Here is a 16,549-nt window from a genome sequence, read left to right as displayed (position 1 = left end):
CAGCCTGATTACGGATCATTTAAGATCTGCAACCAGGCTGTTTTTTCTATTCTAGAACTTCCGCATCACCAATTCCAAAGGACCACGCTTAAATGTACGTCTCCAGATTAGAGAGAATACAAGTGCGGCAACAAAATAGGCCACAGCATACAGCATCGAGAAGATTAAAGAACCATTTTCGAGAATACCGAATATTTCATGAATACCTAGCCCCACAACGACATGCATGACATAATGTGTCAAGGTCATCCGCCCTTAGTGGCGCGTATCAGAAAAGAGGCTAAACAAAAACAAAGCATAATAATGCAAAATGTCAGCGCTCCATCCAAAAAGGATCAATAGACAACCTAAGAAAATTAGGTATAACGATCTTTTCCAGACGATAACTCTTTGCTTGCGCAATAATCCTAGATCTCCTACTCTTGCCTTTCGTGTCATAATCGTAAACCCAATCCCTGCTAACACTACGAAAACGGCAGATGCCCTTCCCTCGAATAAACTAGCGAACCAAGATAACCATGCTGGGCCACTGCCCTCTGCCCCCATTGCGATTTTATAATTGACAAAAATCATTCCCAATATGGAAATTGCTCTCGCCAAGTCAAGCCCAGTTATTCGTTCTCCACTCACGTTTTTATCTCCCCATTCCACACTTGCTCCACACTGTATTGCCACAATCGATCGTAATCAAAAGCAAGTTTCTAATTAGGCAATTTATATTTATTTCAAAGTAAAAATACGAAAATCTCTCTGAAATTGATCAATGGAGTTTCGTTTTCATGTACAATATATGGATAGAATCAATTTTGTGAAGAGGTGCCCTATGACCACGTTACCATCAGCAATCGTACACCAATTTTTTGAAAAAGTTCGCTCAGGTTTTGCGCCTGATACAGCTAATCTCTACATGGCCGAGCAGGTGCTTGCTCATCAAATGACCGCAGAAAACGAAACTACCGTCCGCCGAACACCAGCCAATTATGCTGACCACGTTAGGGAAATGATCGCAGCCTACGGTGATTTCCACCTGGAGGTACAAGAACTTATTGCACAGGATGATCGTGTTTACGTACGCTGGAAACAGACCGGCACTCACATCGGAGAAGTCGACGGCTTCCCGCCAACTGGCCAAACCATCATTGAGATCGCTAGCGCCGTATATCGCATCGAAAACGAACGAATCGTAGAATACTGGATTCAAATCGATCGCGAAGGCATTCGCCTGCAGCTCCAAAGAAACGCATAAGTCCCCTTATTACTCACTTAAAAGCAAAAGCTGCCCCTCAATCATAGATTTCTCTACAAAGAGGAGCAGCCTTCTCTCTTCTATTCACTTCATGATTTTAACCCCTAGATGCAACCTGCTCATTCAGCCATGCTGCGATGTCATCCATGACTTCATCCCGATTCACTTCATTCAACATTTCATGTCTGCCGCGGGGATAGAGCTTGCTGCTAACGTTTTTAAGCCCAAGTTCCTCATACATGCTAAGCAGCCTGCGCACCCCTTTACCTCCACCAACCGGATCATCTTCACCTGAAAATACGTATATAGGCAAATCTTTACGGATTTGATGGACATGCTTAGCTTGATGAATTTCCTTTAGTCCTCTAAAGAAATCTCTGAAATAACCCGATGTAAACGTAACTCCGCAATATGGATCTTCTACATACTTATCAACTTCGCCTGCATCATTACTTAACCAATCGAATGGCGTTCGGTTCGGTGCGAATTTTTTATTAAAAGCTCCAAATGAAAGAGATGTAACAAGCTTACTCCGGTGATGATCTCCACGAATAGCTGCTTCTGTTGTTGCAATAGCGATTGCTGCATGTAAAGCTGCACCCTGTTTGCCATTTGTACCTGAAAGAATGATACCTTGAACGTTGTCGGGATGTTCTTTAATATACGATACCATGTAATGCTGTGTTAAGAACGAGCCCATACTATGGCCCATCACAAATATAGGAATATGATTGGGATACCTTTTACGGATCTCACTTGTGATCTCTCCCATATTTTCAACCATGCCATGAAAGCAATCTTTGCCAAATTTACCTACAGCTTCAGGTGAACCTGCTGTTCGTCCATGCCCCAAATGATCGTTCGCATAGACAGCAAAACCTTGACTCGTTAATAAAGCAGCAAGCCTCTCGTACCTAAAGGCCGTTTCGGACATGCCATGTGCAATTTGAACAATTGCTTTTATTTCAGTGGTCTCATCAGGCAGCCATTCATAGACATAGTTATTAATCTGCTGAAAGTCTTTCCATATAAAGTGCTGCTTCTGCATAAGATCCCCCCATAAACTTTCCATTTCGCTCCAAACTGTTCTTCATCATTATACGGCTTCCGCTTCATGAAAACAGCCCCCTTTCCGAAGAAAGAGGGCTTGTAAATCACTTATATACTTAACCGTTATTTGCTAACCTTTACTCGTTTGTTTGACTGACTTTACTGCTTGCAGTTGGGATTGCGGTTGAGATGACGCGTCGAATCGTTTCCTCTCTGTTTTATCGATTTGAGCAATTTTTCCATCATGTACGACGATTTGAACGGAACCGTATTCCAACCCGTTTAACATTTGTTTAATTCTATCCACCCAAACATCATCTAACTCTAGTGGTTTCGCCATTCTCTTGCCTCCGATTCCATTAAATTGTCCAATCGTTCCATTCTCTTTTCTGCTTCTGAATAAAGGTTAACCAGTTCCCTGTTTTCTCAAAAAGTTCATTCGCAGAACCTGTTGTTGAATAAGTATGATCTGCTTGATAGACAAGCTCGAGTTCGCATTGGCCCTCTGATCGCATCCAGAACATCTTCTGGTATAATGGCGCATAATCGACTGGTATGATATCGTCCGCAGTACCGTGAATAACGAGGACATCGCCGTTAAATTTACGCAGTTGTTCAAACGGCTGATGCTGTGATAAAGAATCAAAAAATTGGCTTGTCAATACATAACCATGATGATCGATCGCTCCACCTAACGGAAGTTTCTCGTATTCAGATTTGCTTACAATTCTTACAATATCATTGTGCGGATGAGCGACAGCTGACCATAGCACGAGTGTTTTCACGCGATTATCTCTCGCTGCCGTTAGAACTGCAGCCGCACCGCCTAAGCTATGACCCACCAAGATCACACGACTGAGATCTACACAATCAATCGTTGATGCATAATCAATAACACTTCGCGTTTGTTCAATCAGAACATCCAGCCCGCCAGCTCCATAGTCGCCAGTACTCTCACCGCAACCACCGTAATCGAAACGGAGAACCAAGTATCCTTTCGAGCTAAAATCACGAGCTGCTTTCACAAATAGACGATCCACCCCTATCCGGCTGCCAATAAACCCATGACAGATGATGATTAGCGGCCAACGTTGACAATCAACTTGCGCGGCTCCTGTTTGATTTGTCGGGTAATGTAACGTTGCGGCCAATTCGACGTCGTCGCTTTGAATTGTGATAGCATGCTCCATGATGTTAACTCCCTTTCGCATTCGCATATAATTCCGATAAGTTTAGTATGAATTAGGTATAAACCAATATTAGCATCACCTACTAGAGGTGTCAATCCTATTTTTAACATATTCTCAGCAATTATAATTGGCCCTAATTTGAGTTATTTACTTTATTATGTGGATAGAAAAGACTCCCACCTTGCTCTAGTGAGAGTCTTTCCATATTTACCTTTCATTAACCGCACTTCACTCTCGTCTGAGGATGAATTGCTTATACTGATAATAAATCGTACATCCGATACAATAGCCCAGCAAGCCTGCACCTGCAGCTAAGAGTAAAAAGCCAGTAAAGATATATCCCACCATACTCCAACCGATGGCAAAAGATGCAAGTGATAAAGTAAGAAATAATACAGCCAAAGTATTGTTAAACCTTGTCAACTCTGCGGCTTGTGTTTCAATACCGCTTCGAGATAGAAACCCTTTAGACACCGCTACGAACAGATTCCATTTCCCACCACTTACTAGGCCAAGCAATTGAATCAGCCAAAGCAAGGCAACTAGCCAAGTCCATTGAAACGCAAATGCTAGCAAGACAAAGACAACAATACCCGTTTGATTGGCCTTTACATAGGAAATTGGAACTTCTTTCACCCTCATCCCTCCTTGGTCAATCCTATTTCACTAACCAGTCCGTTATAACAAAATCTTTCTTCGCCAAACCTTGCTCCACAAGAAATTTCTTCGTTTCTTCTATTAGCTTTAACCCATCCGGTGTGCTTGATTCAACAGGCCACTGCTCGATCTTAAAGGAGGCTTTCACAACGTCCACTGGATAGCCGGATGCTTCCGCATAGAATTTGAAAAACTCTTCACTGTTCTCACGAATTTCCTTCACTGCTTTTGTGCGAAGATCATTCCAAAGTTTAGGAAATTGAGGGTTTTTAGCCAGATAGTCTTCCGTAACTACCGTTAGACTTGAGCCTTGTAGAACCGGATGTTTCGCCGCTTCATCAATAGCAACATATCCTTTTTTCAGAAGTAATGGCCCGAATCCAGTTGGATAGGCATAGGCTGCAATGTCACCGCGGGATAGCGCAGCTTCGCCATCAGCAGGTAATAAATGCAGGATCTTCACGTCTTTATCAAGCCCTTGCTCCTTAAGCAAGCTAGTTAGATATCGACTCATATAGGAGCCCTGGGAAGTAGCGACCTTTTTACCTTTGAGATCAGCTAAGGTCTTCGGACCGTCTGCTTTAGCTACCAGCCAAGCATTCATATTGATTTGCGTTTGATTAATCAAACGCGTCTTCAGACCTGCAGCTTTCCCATTAATTGCGGGAGTATCCCCATAAATGCCAACATCCAGCGTTCCCGCGGTAATCGCCTCATTCAAGTTAGGACCATTCGGAAAGTTGAAATATTTGAACTCCTTAACGCCGTATTTTTTGAGTTCGCTTTCCAAGTAACCTTTGGATTGCGCCCAGCCTTCCGGTCCTGTAATGGTCTTATTGTTGTTCGCTGAAATAAAACCGATACGAAGTGTTTCAGGCAGTGTAATTTTTGCTTCTGATGCTGCTGTCGTCGTTGCTGCGGGAGCCGTTGTTTTCGTCGAATTTGCACCGCAAGCCGCTAAAAATACTGTAAATAAAGTTAAAATAAGAGCAGAACTGAGAAATTTCAATGATCTCTGTGTCATATGTCTTTGGACCCCCTGATAGTCATGTGGAATGATAATAAGCGAATTAATGCGATGCACGCATACGTTGGAAAATGATATAGGAACCGTCTGAGGAGGCTGTCGATTCTCTGCCTTTCCCCCAGCCTATGTTCTCTTTGTAGCTTCCTAATAAACCTTCTTGAACTAACTCCCCTTCGTCGACTGCTATCGTTTGTTCCGCAACCGGAGAAACGTAAAGAGCATCCGTTGGGCAGTATAACTCACACATGAAGCAGCTTTGGCAGTCCGATTGTCTGGCGATGACCGGAATTTCTCCTGCTACGGATTCGAATACATTCGTTGGGCATACGGATACACACTGATTGCAGCTAATGCAGCGATCCTTACTGAGCAGTTCAATCATTACACAACAACCTCCTTTTTGACGCTTAAAAAGGATTGCTCAATCAATGGCTTTGCCCATGTTGTATCCAAACCGCCGCTAATGATGCGGTACTGCTGGTCTTGATCAACTCGCGGGAAATCCTCCCGGCGATGCATGCCGCGTGTTTCCTTTCGCTCCAAACCACTGGTGTACATCCATCTCGCTGTTGCCGTCATAGCAGCTGCTTCACGAACTCGAACAACATTCCCATCACTAGCTTGAATGCCCTGCTTCAGCTCATGCCAGAGATGATTCAAGCGTCCCAGCGAATCTTGTAAACCTTCTCCTGTGCGGAACCAATTGCGGTCATACGGAAACACTTCGGCTTGAACCGCTTTGATAATTTCTTGCGTATCAGGTGCATCGGATCTTGTCGTTGCTTGTTTAGGTACACCTGTAGCCTCGGATAATCCTTTAGCCTTCCTATTTGAAGCTCCTGCGCCTAGTTTCAGCGCATATTTAGCCGAAGCTTCACCTGAGAAATAGCCCGAGGACATAGCCCAAGCTGCGTTGTGGCTTCCACCGCCGGTAAATCCACCGCAGATTAGCTCTCTTGTCGCTGCATCTCCTGCTGCATAAAGACCAGGCACTTCTGTTGCACACGTTTCGTCAATGATATGGATACCGCCAGTGCCTCTAACAGTCCCTTCAAACCGTAGTGTGACAGGAAACTTTTGCGTGAAAGGGTCGATGCCTAGGCGATCGAATGATAGAAAGAAGTTAGGCTGCGCCTGACGCATCGCTTTTTTGACGATATCATCTGCCTTATCGATTCTTGCGAACACTTGCTGCGTCAGCAGCGTACGAGCAATCACCGAACGCCCTTTTTGCGAGCCCGCACCTTCTATTACGCTGCCATCTTCATAGTAAAATGTTGCCCACGTATAGAAGGCAGACTTCGTTACAGGAGAAAAGGCCGGTGCTAACGAATACGCGGTTGAGAATTCCATGCCTGATAAGTTAGCTCCCGCTTCAGCCGCGAGCAAGTATCCATCACCTGTCAAAACATTCGTCCCCAGAGCCTTACTAAGGAAAGCACATCCGCCCGTTGCAATCACGACTGAGGCCGCATCTACACGCCACGTATCATTCGTTTGGTTGTTCACCCCTGTTGCCCCTGCCACACCATGCTCATCTGCTAGCAATTCAAGCGCTGGACTGTGGTCCAGGATGCGGACTCCCGCTTTCTGCACTTGCTTGCGCATCAGCTTCATGTATTCAGGTCCTTGCAAGCTCTTCCGATGCGAAGTGCCTGCTTCGTCGAGCGGGAATGGATATCCCCAAGCAGCAATTTGATTCGTATTGGTATACGTTTGGTCTAGGACTTTCTTCATCCAACCGCGATCAGCTAAGTAACCGCCAAGTGCTTCTCTACTCTTCATAGCTTCTTCACGCTCATCCGCATTGGGATTCACGTACCATAAGCCTGTGCCAGATGGTGCCGTAGCACCGCTCGTTCCGCAATATCCTTTATCGACCAGAATGACTTTCGCTCCTTCTTTCGCCGCTGTGATGGCTGCCCATGCGCCAGAAGGTCCCCCACCAATAATTAGTACATCCGCTTGGAACTGCAAATCAAATTGATTCATTCCTATGTCCTCCTTTATTTTCGTTCTTCTATTCGTTAAATCGAGAAGGCATCTGCCGCAATTCTTACCTGCTCATACGATTGCTTCACAAGAAGCCTATCCAAAATGGTCTTCTCATAATAAGCGAATCCACTATCATGCTCTCTAGGTCTAGAAAGCGAGATCTTTAAATCCAGACCTATTTTCCCATCTTCGATAATGATGACCCTGTCAGCTAAAGCTACAGCTTCACTAACATCATGTGTGACCAACAGGACAGTGAATTGCTTCTCCAACCATAGCTGCTCAATAAGCTGCTGCATTTCAATCCGAGTTAAAGCATCCAAAGCACCTAACGGTTCATCTAAAAGCAGTAATCGCGGATTACCCGCCAAAGCTCTTGCCAAAGCTACTCGCTGCCTTTGGCCACCGGAGAGAACAGCAGGCCAATCATCCCGTTTATGTTCAAGCCCAACTTGCTGAAGTGCTCGAAAGGCAACTTCTTTGTCTCCGGATTTAACCCCAATCCGCACGTTATCGATATTTTTTTTCCACGGCAGCAGCCTGTGCTCCTGAAACAGTACCCTCGTATCTTCGTGAATTCCATTAATCGCTTGGGCATCTAATAAGATGGCACCGCTTGAAGCTTCATCGAGTCCTGCAATTAAACGAAGCAACGTACTTTTACCACAACCACTGCGACCTACTATCGCTACAAATTCTCCCTGTTTAATCGATAAATCAATCCCAGATAACACATGTGTTTGACCAAATGCTTTGCTTACATTCCGAATGTGCAGCTGAGTGCCTCCGCTTTTCACGCTCATGACTCTTCCCCCTTCTCTAGGCTTTATTCAAGTAGTTGTGATGCCACTTCAACCAACGATTTTCAAAATACTTGGCTATTAAATCAGATAATTTCCCTAATAAGGCGTACAAGATCACACATAATACAACAACATCCATTTGCATAAATTCTCTAGCATGCGTTGCCATATAACCAATCCCGGAATCCGCAGCTATCGTTTCGGCTACAATTAAACTAAGCCACATGATGCCTAAAGAAAATCGGATGCCAAGTAAAATGTTCGCTAATGCCCCTGGTAAAATCACTTTTGCAAATAATGCAAACCCTTTAAGGCCATACACTTTACCCATTTCTACTAAACCTGGATCGACGGATCGAATCCCATGAAACGTATTGAGGTATATGGGGAAAGCAACTCCCAATGAAACGAGGAACAGCTTTGATGTCTCACCTATACCAAACCACATAATAACGAGAGGAATCATCGCTAGGTGGGGAATGGTTCGAACCATTTGGACAGAAGAATCCATATATCGTTCGGCTATTGGGAATACCCCATTTAGCAAACCAATGACGAATGCAATGCTCCCGCCAATCAGGAACCCAAGAAAAGCCCGCTTCGTACTAACTGCTACATATTCGAAAATAGTTCCATCTTTAATTACACCGTATAAAGCAGTTAAAACCTCCCAAGGCGTAGGCAGAATGCGCTCAGATAACCACCCAGATAATCCAAGAACTTGCCAGAGAAGCAAAATGAGGATCGGTATAACCCAAGGCTGCCAAAACTTAGATTCCTTTAATGATGAAGTGCGATTAGCTAGCATGTGAATCCCTCTTTCTTCGCATAAAGTAAAGTGGCGTTAGAAAACGGAAAAGACTCCCGATTCATGCCTCAAAATGCTAAGCAAGAATGGGAGTCTCCAGTCATCTGGTCGACTCTTTTTTTAATTAAATAATTCATACCCGATTACTTGGTTTTAATATGTTTCCTATACTATCACCAGTTTTAGGCTTCGTCAATGAGTTTTTTCTACATTCTAAAAGACTATTTCATTAAGAAATAGTTATTTTCAGCCAACGTTTATTTCTATTGAAATATTCCTTCATTAATAAGCTTGTCTTTTAACGTCAGAAAATCGTTTGCAAAAACTGTATTTTAGTACTGCATATCATGTCATATTCCTTGTGAATTTGCTTGTTAGAAAAATTTTTCAGCTTTCTTGCATAAAAATGAGTTTAGGCGTATTGACAAATTAGAACGATCGTTGGTATAGTCAATTTATTATTCCGAGTAAATAGCTATGATTAATAAAATTAGGTGGTGTAATGTGGGAAATAAGGTTTTTAAAGCTACGGTTCGATCTGTGCTTATCGGCTATTTGATTGTACTTCTTGTCATCCCAATAGGTTCCATCTATTTGAAGGGATTTTCATTGGGATGGGATCCATTTTGGAAAGAGGTTACAGGACCATTAGCCTGGAAGTCCATCGTTCTAACCATTAAGCTCAGCGTTGTCTCAACTATTATTCAAGCGATTGTGGGTACCATCATTGCTTATGTCCTCGTCCGTTATACCTTCCGCGGCAAAAGCATTTTAAACAGCATGGTAGATCTTCCCTTCTCGCTTCCGACTTCAGTAGCTGGTTTAATGTTCCTAACCCTATTAGGACCTTCAAGTCCACTAGGTGTCTGGCTCGATCATTTGGGAATTAAGCTGCTTTATAATCAAACTGCTATCGTTATTGGCCTTGTATTTGTTACCTTTCCTTTTGTTATTCGAACTGTTCAACCCTTGCTTGAACAAATCGATCCAGCAGAAGAACAAGCCAGCTTTACGCTTGGTGCGGGTAGATTTTATACCTTCTGTAGAATCGTGTTCCCAGCCATTTTCCCAGGTATCATCGCCGGCAGCATGCTCGCCTTTTCTCGATCACTTGCCGAATTTGGAGCCATCTCCCTTATATCAGGCAATTTGCCCGGTAAAACGATGGTAGCATCGGTCTATATATATGGTGAAACACAGAATTTTAATCCCGAAGGCGCCGCCGCTATCTCTCTCGTGCTCCTTACATTGTCCGTCCTTATTCTCTGGATCATCAATGTACTGACACGCGGAAAGGGGCGCCTAGCATGAGAAAAGTATTGATCAGTATTTCGTTTCTCGTTATTTTCTTACTTATTATGTTGCCTTTTCTTGGTATTACCTTTGGTGCTTTTGAAGAAGGCCCGCAAGCTTTTTTCGATGCTCTTGTACGACCTGAAGCCCTGCATGCCATGAAAATTTCTTTAATTATAGTAGTGATTGTAACCATACTTAATGCCATTGTCGGCATTTACGTTTCCTTAGAAATTGTCAGAGGTTCTTGGATCTCTCGCTGGTTGAAGCCTGTCATCAATGCACTTATTGATCTACCATTTGCTGTATCTCCAATCATTGTTGGTTTAATGGTTATTTTGATTTTCGGTCCAAATACGACGTTTGGCACCTTCATGGAAGATCATAATATGAAAATTGTCTATGCTGTGCCCGGCATGGTCTTAGCAACGATGTTCATTACATTCCCTCTGATGGTACGTGAAGTGGTGCCTTTACTTGAAGAGATTGGTACACAGTCGGAAGAAGCTTCCGCTACTTTAGGAGCTGGCGCCTGGCGTACATTCATTCAAATTACATGGCCAGGTATTCGTTGGGGCGTGCTATATGGTCTCATTCTCACGATTGCAAGAGCACTTGGTGAGTTTGGATCAATCCTAGTCGTGTCTGGCAATATCATTAATCAAACGCAAACAGCTACAACCCTTGTTTATCAAGATGCCGAACAATTCCACCTCGTGGCAGCGAACAGCGTTGCTTTCGTCCTAGGTCTCATATCGATTTCTATTTTATTAGCACTTGAATGGTTGAAAAGAAGAAGTGAAAAATTGAGAAGCCATTAAGGAGGAGCCCCAGCATGCATATCGAAGTCAAAAATTTAAATAAACATTTCGGGCAGTTCCATGCCATCAAGGACGTTAATTTCAGCATTACAAAAGGTCATCTGGTAGGTTTGATCGGGCCAAGCGGAGGCGGTAAAACGTCCATTCTTCGCATGTTATCGGGATTAGAAAGCCCAACCTCTGGCGATATTTACTTCGACGGGAAACTGGCGACTCATCTTCCGGTTCAAGAAAGAGGAATTGGGTTCGTGTTTCAAAGCTATGCCCTTTTCAAGCATATGACCGTATTTGAAAATGTCGCCTATGGCTTAAAGGTTCTGAAAAAGCCAAAGGATTTCATTCAAGATCGCGTTACTTACCTACTAGGTTTGATGGGGCTTGCCGGTAGTGAGCGTAAATACCCTCATCAACTCTCTGGCGGTCAACGCCAACGGGTTGCCTTTGCAAGAGCATTAGCACCTGAACCTCAACTGCTCTTGCTTGATGAACCTTTTGCAGCCATTGATGCTAAAATTCGTAAAGAGCTGCGCGTTTGGCTCAGAAACCTCATCGATGAATTTAAAGTAACAACCCTGTTCGTCACTCATGATCAGGATGAAGCCATTGAGGTTGCGGACGAAATCATTCTTGTTCAAGGCGGAAAAATTGAGCAGCAAGGAAGTCCTTGGGAGATTTACACGAAGCCTGCTTCCTCTTTTGTGGCCTCATTTATTGGAGAATCCAACATCATTTCACAATATACCCCACTAATCGGGTTTCCTTACTTAGAAGAATTGCAGAATGATGGTAAATGGCTTCCTGATGTGAACGTGTTGATTCGACCTGAATCCATTGAAGTTCGCCCCCATGACGTGTCTCATCTCGCTACAGCTGGGGAAAAAGGGAAAGTAACACATGCTCATTTCCGTGGAGATTCCTGGTATTTGGAAATTGATACAGGGGCTATCAAGCTATTTGCTTATCAGTCCGTGAAGGAAAAGATTTATCAACCTGGAGATGAGGTAAATATCCTCATCCATCATATCTCCGTATTTACGAAAACCGATAATAAGTTAATTGAGAATCAGGCTAAACAAGATCCACTGCCTGTTTTTATATAAAAATTGTGTATACATTAGAAGGGGAGTTGTAAACCATGAAAAATTTCAAAACGCTTGGCTTAATCACAGCAACACTATTCACAGCAAGTATCGCCCTAACAGCTTGCGGATCAGGGACAAAGTCTGCAAGCTCACCTGCTCCATCTGCTGCGACAACGGCTGCAGCTACAGCCGCTGTAAGCGCTGCTCCAAAAGCTGAAGGCGGCAAAGTGACAATTACACTTGGAGCTTATTCGGTCGTCAAAGAATCCTTCGATCTCATTATTCCAAAATTTAAAGATCAATGGAAAAAGAAAACAGGTCAAACTGTTGAATTCCAAGAATCTTATGTGGCTTCTGGTGCGCAAGCTACTGCCATTATCCAAGGTTTTGAGGCTGATATCGCTCCACTGTCTTTGGAAGGTGATATTCAAAAGATCGCTGAAAAAGGTTTAATTACGCACGACTGGAAAAGCAATCCTTACAAAGGTAATATCACAGCTTCAATTGCAGCAATTGGTGTTCGTGAAGGTAATCCCAAAGGAATTAAAGACTGGGCTGATTTAACGAAACCGGGTGTTGAAGTTCTGATTCCTAATCCGAGCACTTCCGGCGGAGCCAAATGGGATATTAATGCCATCTACGGCGCAGGCCTGAAAGCTTCCGAAGCTGCAGGCAAAAAAGACCCTGCCGCAGCCAAAGATCTTGTAAGTAAAGTATACAAAAACATCAAAGTATTGGATAAAAGTGGAGCAGATTCCCTTACTACCTTCGATAAAGGTGTTGGCGATGCGATCGTAACTTATGAAAATGAGCTTCTAGCTCGTATTCAATCCGGTAAAAAGTATGTAGAAGTCATTCCACAATACACAACATCCATTGAGAATCCAGTTGCCCTTATTGATAAATACGTAGACAAACATGGTAATCGTGAAGTAGCGCAAGCGTTCCTAGACTTCTTATATACACCTGAAGCACAAACCGTATTCGCAGAAAAGGGCTTCCGTTCCGTTCTACCTGAGGTTGCTAAGAAATACGAGAAAAACTATACTACGCCTGCTGGCTTATTCAACATTGAATACCTCGGCGGTTGGGATAAAGTGAACAAAGAGCTTTATGGCAAAGGCGCAATCTGGGAAACCATCCTTGCAGAAGGTGGAGCCAAGTAAGAATATAGGAAAAAGCCCGGTGCGAATGGTACAATTCGCTTCCGGGCTTTCTTAATTATTATACGTCATTTGAGCGTTCCTTATCTTCCATCTCCATCAAGCAAATTACCAAGACCACCTAGGATACTTCCCTCTTCTTTCCTTCCTCCCGCTCTTGATGCTGAAGCCATACGGTCCGCCAGCCTGCTGAACGGCAAGGATTGAATCCAGACGCGACCAGGTCCGCGTAACGTAGCGAAGAATAAGCCTTCACCGCCGAATAACGCCGTTTTAACGCCTTTGACCATCTCAATATCATAATCAACCTCTTGTGTCATAGCCACGAGACACCCCGTATCCACTCGAAGCATTTCTCCTGGACGAAGGACACGTTCACAGATGGACCCACCTGCATGAACAAAAGCCAAACCGTCACCTTCAATCTTCTGCATGATAAAGCCCTCGCCACCGAAGAAACCAGCCCCTAGCTTACGCTGAAAAGCAATGCCTACCGAAACACCTTTCGCTGCGCATAGGAAGGAATCCTTTTGACAAATCAACTTACCACCGAGATCTTGTAAATCCATCGCTATGATTTTCCCAGGATACGGTGCAGCAAAATTAACCTGTTCTTTCCCGTGCGAACTGTGATTCGTAAAAACCGTCATGAATAAACTTTCACCCGTTAATAATCGTTTACCAGCACCAAGCAGCTTGCCCATGAACCCTTTATTATCACTGCTGCCGTCTCCAAAGACAGTCTCCATCTGGATGTTTTGATCCATCATCATCATGCTACCGGCTTCTGCTACGACACTTTCACCCGGATCCAACTCAATTTCCACATACTGCATTTCATTTCCTAAAATACGATAATCAATCTCATGTGCGTTCATTACCTACTTACCTCCTATTTGTTTTCCATAAGGAAATTGACAACATAAGTTAAGCCATTTTAGATGTTATACGATGTATTTGAGGGTTGGTTTCAGGATACCTCTTCACTTATAATTTTTCTTGATTTGTTCTGCTGATTCCTTTAAAGATGTACTAGTCTTCACTTCAATCACAACGGACAAACCATAATTTTCGGCAAAATGAAGTCGATCATTAATCGGGACATAACCGCTATATAAGGGCTGATGGTCTGATTTATCATCGCAATCATGGAGATGCATATGCTTAATACGATCCGTATATTCGCGGAATACAGTCTCTTCCTTAAAGTGAACTTTAGCATCATGTCCTACATCCCATGTGAGAGAAAAGTTTTCGAACTTCCTTAGCATCTCAAGAGCCCTACTGATGAATGGAATATGAAAGTTACATGTATTTTCAATTGACAAAATAACATCTAAAGAATCAGCAAGCTGGTAGAGTTGAGAATATGATTCAAAGAGTAATTTATTAAATTCAGATTCGTATTGTTCATTAATCCACATCCTCTCATGGGGTAGCGTAAAGTAAATGCCATTATTTAAATGCATATTCAGAGTTTGTATCCCTGCCCTACCAGCCCATTCAATTGTTTCCTTACATCTCTGTAAATGTCCCAGCCTTATTGAAGGATGAAACGATGATAAATCAATTTCTTCTGGTAAATGAACTGTAAATTCGATGCCATATTCGTTCTTCATTTGCCTTATTTCCTGATAGCTTAAATTCTCGGGCAGACATATCGGAAGATTCATATTTAGTTCAATGAAATCAAGACCTAATTCTTTACATAGGTCAACATTCTGTTCAAGTGTTTTAAATTCTATTAAAGTTGGCATTCCTAGTTTCATTTTGGACTACCTCCTTTTCCTTGTTTGGTAATCTCCCTGGTTCACTTCCTCGGAATGCCTCGGTAGACAAGGAGGCGTATGCCCGTATCGGGGTAACAGTGTTACTAGACTTTCATTACGATGACTCACTATAATTCCATTTACTATCACTTAGAACTACCGATGTCTCGATTTGTCTTTCAGATACATTCCAAAATCTATGTAGTAATTCCCGCTTCTCTTTATGTGAAATTAACTTAAATCCATTCTTTAGATAAAAATGAATTGCCCATTCAGCCGATGCCCAAGTCCCGATTAATATTGGTTTATCTGTTAAACTAATTAAATGATACAGAAGCTGGGTCCCTATACCACCTTTACGTTGACTCGTTTTAACATAAGCATGTCTGATTAATGATACTTCCCCTTTATCTTGTATTCCCATGACTCCAAGTAATTCATTGTTTTCCTCTAGCCCCCAAAATACAACTCCTTCATTCATTTCATGAATTAATTCTTCCATAGTCATGTATGGTTCATGATACATATCAGAAGGAATAACTCCTTCGTATGCTTGAGCTGCATCATTGATAATTTGATAGATAACTTCTTTATCTTGGTAATCACACAATCTGATCATGATATTTAGTTCCTTTCATTTATTGATTCATGAGTTGTGAAAAAACAAGCTCCGTTAGTCTTACTTCGGATACGCGTCGTATTTGGATGTCAGCGCTTTCTCCGAAAATGCTTTACACTACTAGTAAACTTTCAAACCCAAACAGTACATCAAAACAGCTTGTTGAACAAAGATTAGATTTTTCTTGAATGCATGTCCCACAAAATATTCGGAACCCATTACCTCATCGCTAACTTCTTCATCTCTAAAAAATGGTGGACAAGGATTTAATAATGCACCTTTGTTTGCTAACTTCATTCTGTCTAATGTAATTTGATACTTACCTATATATTTATTATTTAAGAATTGACTCGGTAGAGAATCCGTCAGTACCACATCGCTACCATTCAGCGTAGTTTCAAGAAAAGTCGAAAATTGGTAATTTAAATTATTATCGGCGAGTTCATTACCAGATGAACAAACGTGATTGAATGTAAGATCCATTACTTTAGCAATTTCCATCCATGAGTTTGAAATATTATTTGCTGCACCAACGAATGTATAAACTAATTCCCTATAATTATCTCTTAACTCCGCTATTGAAAACAGGTCAGAAAGTATCTCACATGGATGGTTATCCGTAGTCATAGCATTGACTATTGGAATCGAGCCATAAAGTGAAAGTTCATTAAGTTTTGAAAAGTCGGAATGCCTGATTATTAAGCCATCAGCCCAATTATTCAAATAATTCATTACATCTTTTGGGTGCTCTCTTTTATCAAGTGTTTCAGGGGGAAACAATATACACTCGCCACCTAAATCCTTAATCCCTTTCTCAAAAGTAATTCTGGTCCTAATACTTGTTTCAGGAAAAAATAAAACGAATGTCTTTCCACTTAGAAATTTATTAGTTTGAGTTTCTTTTAGGTATTTGGTTAGTTCAAATATTTCTAGTACTTGTTCTTCTGAAAGAGACTTTATTTCCAACAAATGCATGAGATATTTCGTCCTTTGTTAATTTATTTGGGGAAACCAAAGGGACTTTCC

Annotated in this window: 20 protein-coding genes; 5 read left to right on the top strand and 15 right to left on the bottom strand. The window is 42.4% G+C overall.

Features of this window, described 5'->3' with window-relative positions:
* Positions 1-51 precede the first annotated feature (51 nt).
* Together ASG85_RS39080 and ASG85_RS39075 are read right to left on the bottom strand one after the other, a co-directional pair.
* Positions 52-243, bottom strand: a complete 192-nt coding sequence (locus ASG85_RS39080) for a DUF418 domain-containing protein (RefSeq protein WP_060646200.1) — start codon at positions 241-243, stop codon at positions 52-54.
* Between the two features lie 12 nt (positions 244-255).
* Positions 256-630, bottom strand: coding sequence for a heparan-alpha-glucosaminide N-acetyltransferase domain-containing protein (locus ASG85_RS39075; RefSeq protein WP_060646199.1), 375 nt, complete (start codon positions 628-630; stop codon positions 256-258).
* A gap of 193 nt (positions 631-823) precedes the next feature.
* Between ASG85_RS39075 and ASG85_RS10820 the strand changes: the two genes are divergently transcribed.
* Positions 824-1,246 carry an ester cyclase gene (locus ASG85_RS10820; protein ID WP_060646198.1) on the top strand — a complete coding sequence of 141 codons (423 nt, stop codon included), beginning with the start codon at positions 824-826 and terminating at the stop codon, positions 1,244-1,246.
* Positions 1,247-1,343: 97 nt separating this feature from the next.
* Here the strand turns inward: ASG85_RS10820 and ASG85_RS10815 are convergent, their stop codons facing one another.
* The 9 genes from ASG85_RS10815 to ASG85_RS10775 all read right to left on the bottom strand — a co-directional run bounded on the left by ASG85_RS10815 (position 1,344) and on the right by ASG85_RS10775 (position 8,776).
* Positions 1,344-2,294 carry an alpha/beta fold hydrolase gene (locus ASG85_RS10815; RefSeq protein WP_060646197.1) on the bottom strand — a complete coding sequence of 317 codons (951 nt, stop codon included), beginning with the start codon at positions 2,292-2,294 and terminating at the stop codon, positions 1,344-1,346.
* A 132-nt stretch (positions 2,295-2,426) separates the two neighbouring features.
* On the bottom strand, positions 2,427-2,636 hold the full coding sequence (locus ASG85_RS10810; protein WP_057302418.1) for a YezD family protein: 210 nt from the start codon (positions 2,634-2,636) through the stop codon (positions 2,427-2,429).
* A gap of 19 nt (positions 2,637-2,655) precedes the next feature.
* A complete protein-coding gene (locus tag ASG85_RS10805; RefSeq protein ID WP_060646196.1) occupies positions 2,656-3,486 on the bottom strand; it encodes an alpha/beta hydrolase family protein in 831 nt (276 codons plus the stop codon).
* A gap of 228 nt (positions 3,487-3,714) precedes the next feature.
* The gene (locus tag ASG85_RS10800) at positions 3,715-4,122 is read right to left on the bottom strand and encodes a DUF4395 domain-containing protein (protein WP_057302416.1); all 408 of its coding nucleotides are present in this window, start codon (positions 4,120-4,122) and stop codon (positions 3,715-3,717) included.
* A gap of 22 nt (positions 4,123-4,144) precedes the next feature.
* Positions 4,145-5,167 (bottom strand): ABC transporter substrate-binding protein, encoded by a 1,023-nt coding sequence (locus ASG85_RS10795; protein ID WP_057302415.1) that lies wholly within the window; start codon positions 5,165-5,167, stop codon positions 4,145-4,147.
* A gap of 46 nt (positions 5,168-5,213) precedes the next feature.
* Entirely contained in the window at positions 5,214-5,552 is a 339-nt protein-coding gene (locus ASG85_RS10790; protein ID WP_057302414.1) for a 4Fe-4S binding protein, read from the bottom strand.
* On the bottom strand, positions 5,552-7,162 hold the full coding sequence (locus ASG85_RS10785) for an FAD-dependent oxidoreductase (RefSeq protein ID WP_060646195.1): 1,611 nt from the start codon (positions 7,160-7,162) through the stop codon (positions 5,552-5,554). Before ASG85_RS10785 ends, ASG85_RS10790 begins: the two co-directional genes overlap by 1 nt.
* 35 nt (positions 7,163-7,197) lie before the next feature.
* Entirely contained in the window at positions 7,198-7,968 is a 771-nt protein-coding gene (locus ASG85_RS10780) for an ATP-binding cassette domain-containing protein (RefSeq protein WP_060646194.1), read from the bottom strand.
* Positions 7,969-7,984: 16 nt separating this feature from the next.
* On the bottom strand, positions 7,985-8,776 hold the full coding sequence (locus ASG85_RS10775; protein WP_060646193.1) for an ABC transporter permease subunit: 792 nt from the start codon (positions 8,774-8,776) through the stop codon (positions 7,985-7,987).
* 504 nt (positions 8,777-9,280) lie between these two features.
* Between ASG85_RS10775 and cysT the strand changes: the two genes are divergently transcribed.
* From cysT to ASG85_RS10755, 4 genes are read left to right on the top strand one after another with little or no spacing between them, the layout of a single operon-like run.
* A complete protein-coding gene (cysT, locus tag ASG85_RS10770) occupies positions 9,281-10,087 on the top strand; it encodes a sulfate ABC transporter permease subunit CysT (protein WP_235549181.1) in 807 nt (268 codons plus the stop codon).
* Entirely contained in the window at positions 10,084-10,890 is an 807-nt protein-coding gene (locus tag ASG85_RS10765) for a sulfate ABC transporter permease subunit (protein ID WP_060646192.1), read from the top strand. The genes cysT and ASG85_RS10765 overlap by 4 nt, the downstream gene beginning before the upstream one ends.
* Before the next feature lie 14 nt (positions 10,891-10,904).
* Positions 10,905-11,990 (top strand): ABC transporter ATP-binding protein, encoded by a 1,086-nt coding sequence (locus ASG85_RS10760; RefSeq protein ID WP_057302408.1) that lies wholly within the window; start codon positions 10,905-10,907, stop codon positions 11,988-11,990.
* A 35-nt stretch (positions 11,991-12,025) separates the two neighbouring features.
* On the top strand, positions 12,026-13,138 hold the full coding sequence (locus tag ASG85_RS10755) for a sulfate ABC transporter substrate-binding protein (RefSeq protein ID WP_060646191.1): 1,113 nt from the start codon (positions 12,026-12,028) through the stop codon (positions 13,136-13,138).
* An 80-nt stretch (positions 13,139-13,218) separates the two neighbouring features.
* Here the strand turns inward: ASG85_RS10755 and ASG85_RS10750 are convergent, their stop codons facing one another.
* The 4 genes from ASG85_RS10750 to ASG85_RS10735 form a co-directional block, all read right to left on the bottom strand.
* Positions 13,219-14,013 carry a TIGR00266 family protein gene (locus ASG85_RS10750; protein ID WP_060646190.1) on the bottom strand — a complete coding sequence of 265 codons (795 nt, stop codon included), beginning with the start codon at positions 14,011-14,013 and terminating at the stop codon, positions 13,219-13,221.
* Between the two features lie 105 nt (positions 14,014-14,118).
* Complete coding sequence (locus ASG85_RS10745) at positions 14,119-14,904, bottom strand: sugar phosphate isomerase/epimerase family protein (protein WP_060646189.1); 786 nt, start codon at positions 14,902-14,904, stop codon at positions 14,119-14,121.
* 115 nt (positions 14,905-15,019) lie between these two features.
* Positions 15,020-15,523 carry a GNAT family N-acetyltransferase gene (locus ASG85_RS10740; protein WP_060646188.1) on the bottom strand — a complete coding sequence of 168 codons (504 nt, stop codon included), beginning with the start codon at positions 15,521-15,523 and terminating at the stop codon, positions 15,020-15,022.
* A 120-nt stretch (positions 15,524-15,643) separates the two neighbouring features.
* Complete coding sequence (locus ASG85_RS10735; RefSeq protein WP_060646187.1) at positions 15,644-16,498, bottom strand: ornithine carbamoyltransferase; 855 nt, start codon at positions 16,496-16,498, stop codon at positions 15,644-15,646.
* Between the last annotated feature and the right edge of the window lie 51 nt (positions 16,499-16,549).

The sequence above is a fragment of the Paenibacillus sp. Soil724D2 genome (genome assembly GCF_001427935.1).
GTDB lineage: Bacteria > Bacillota > Bacilli > Paenibacillales > NBRC-103111 > Paenibacillus_E.
The sequence above is the reverse complement of the archived record's forward strand: the minus strand, read 5'-3'. Positions and strand labels throughout refer to the sequence as shown.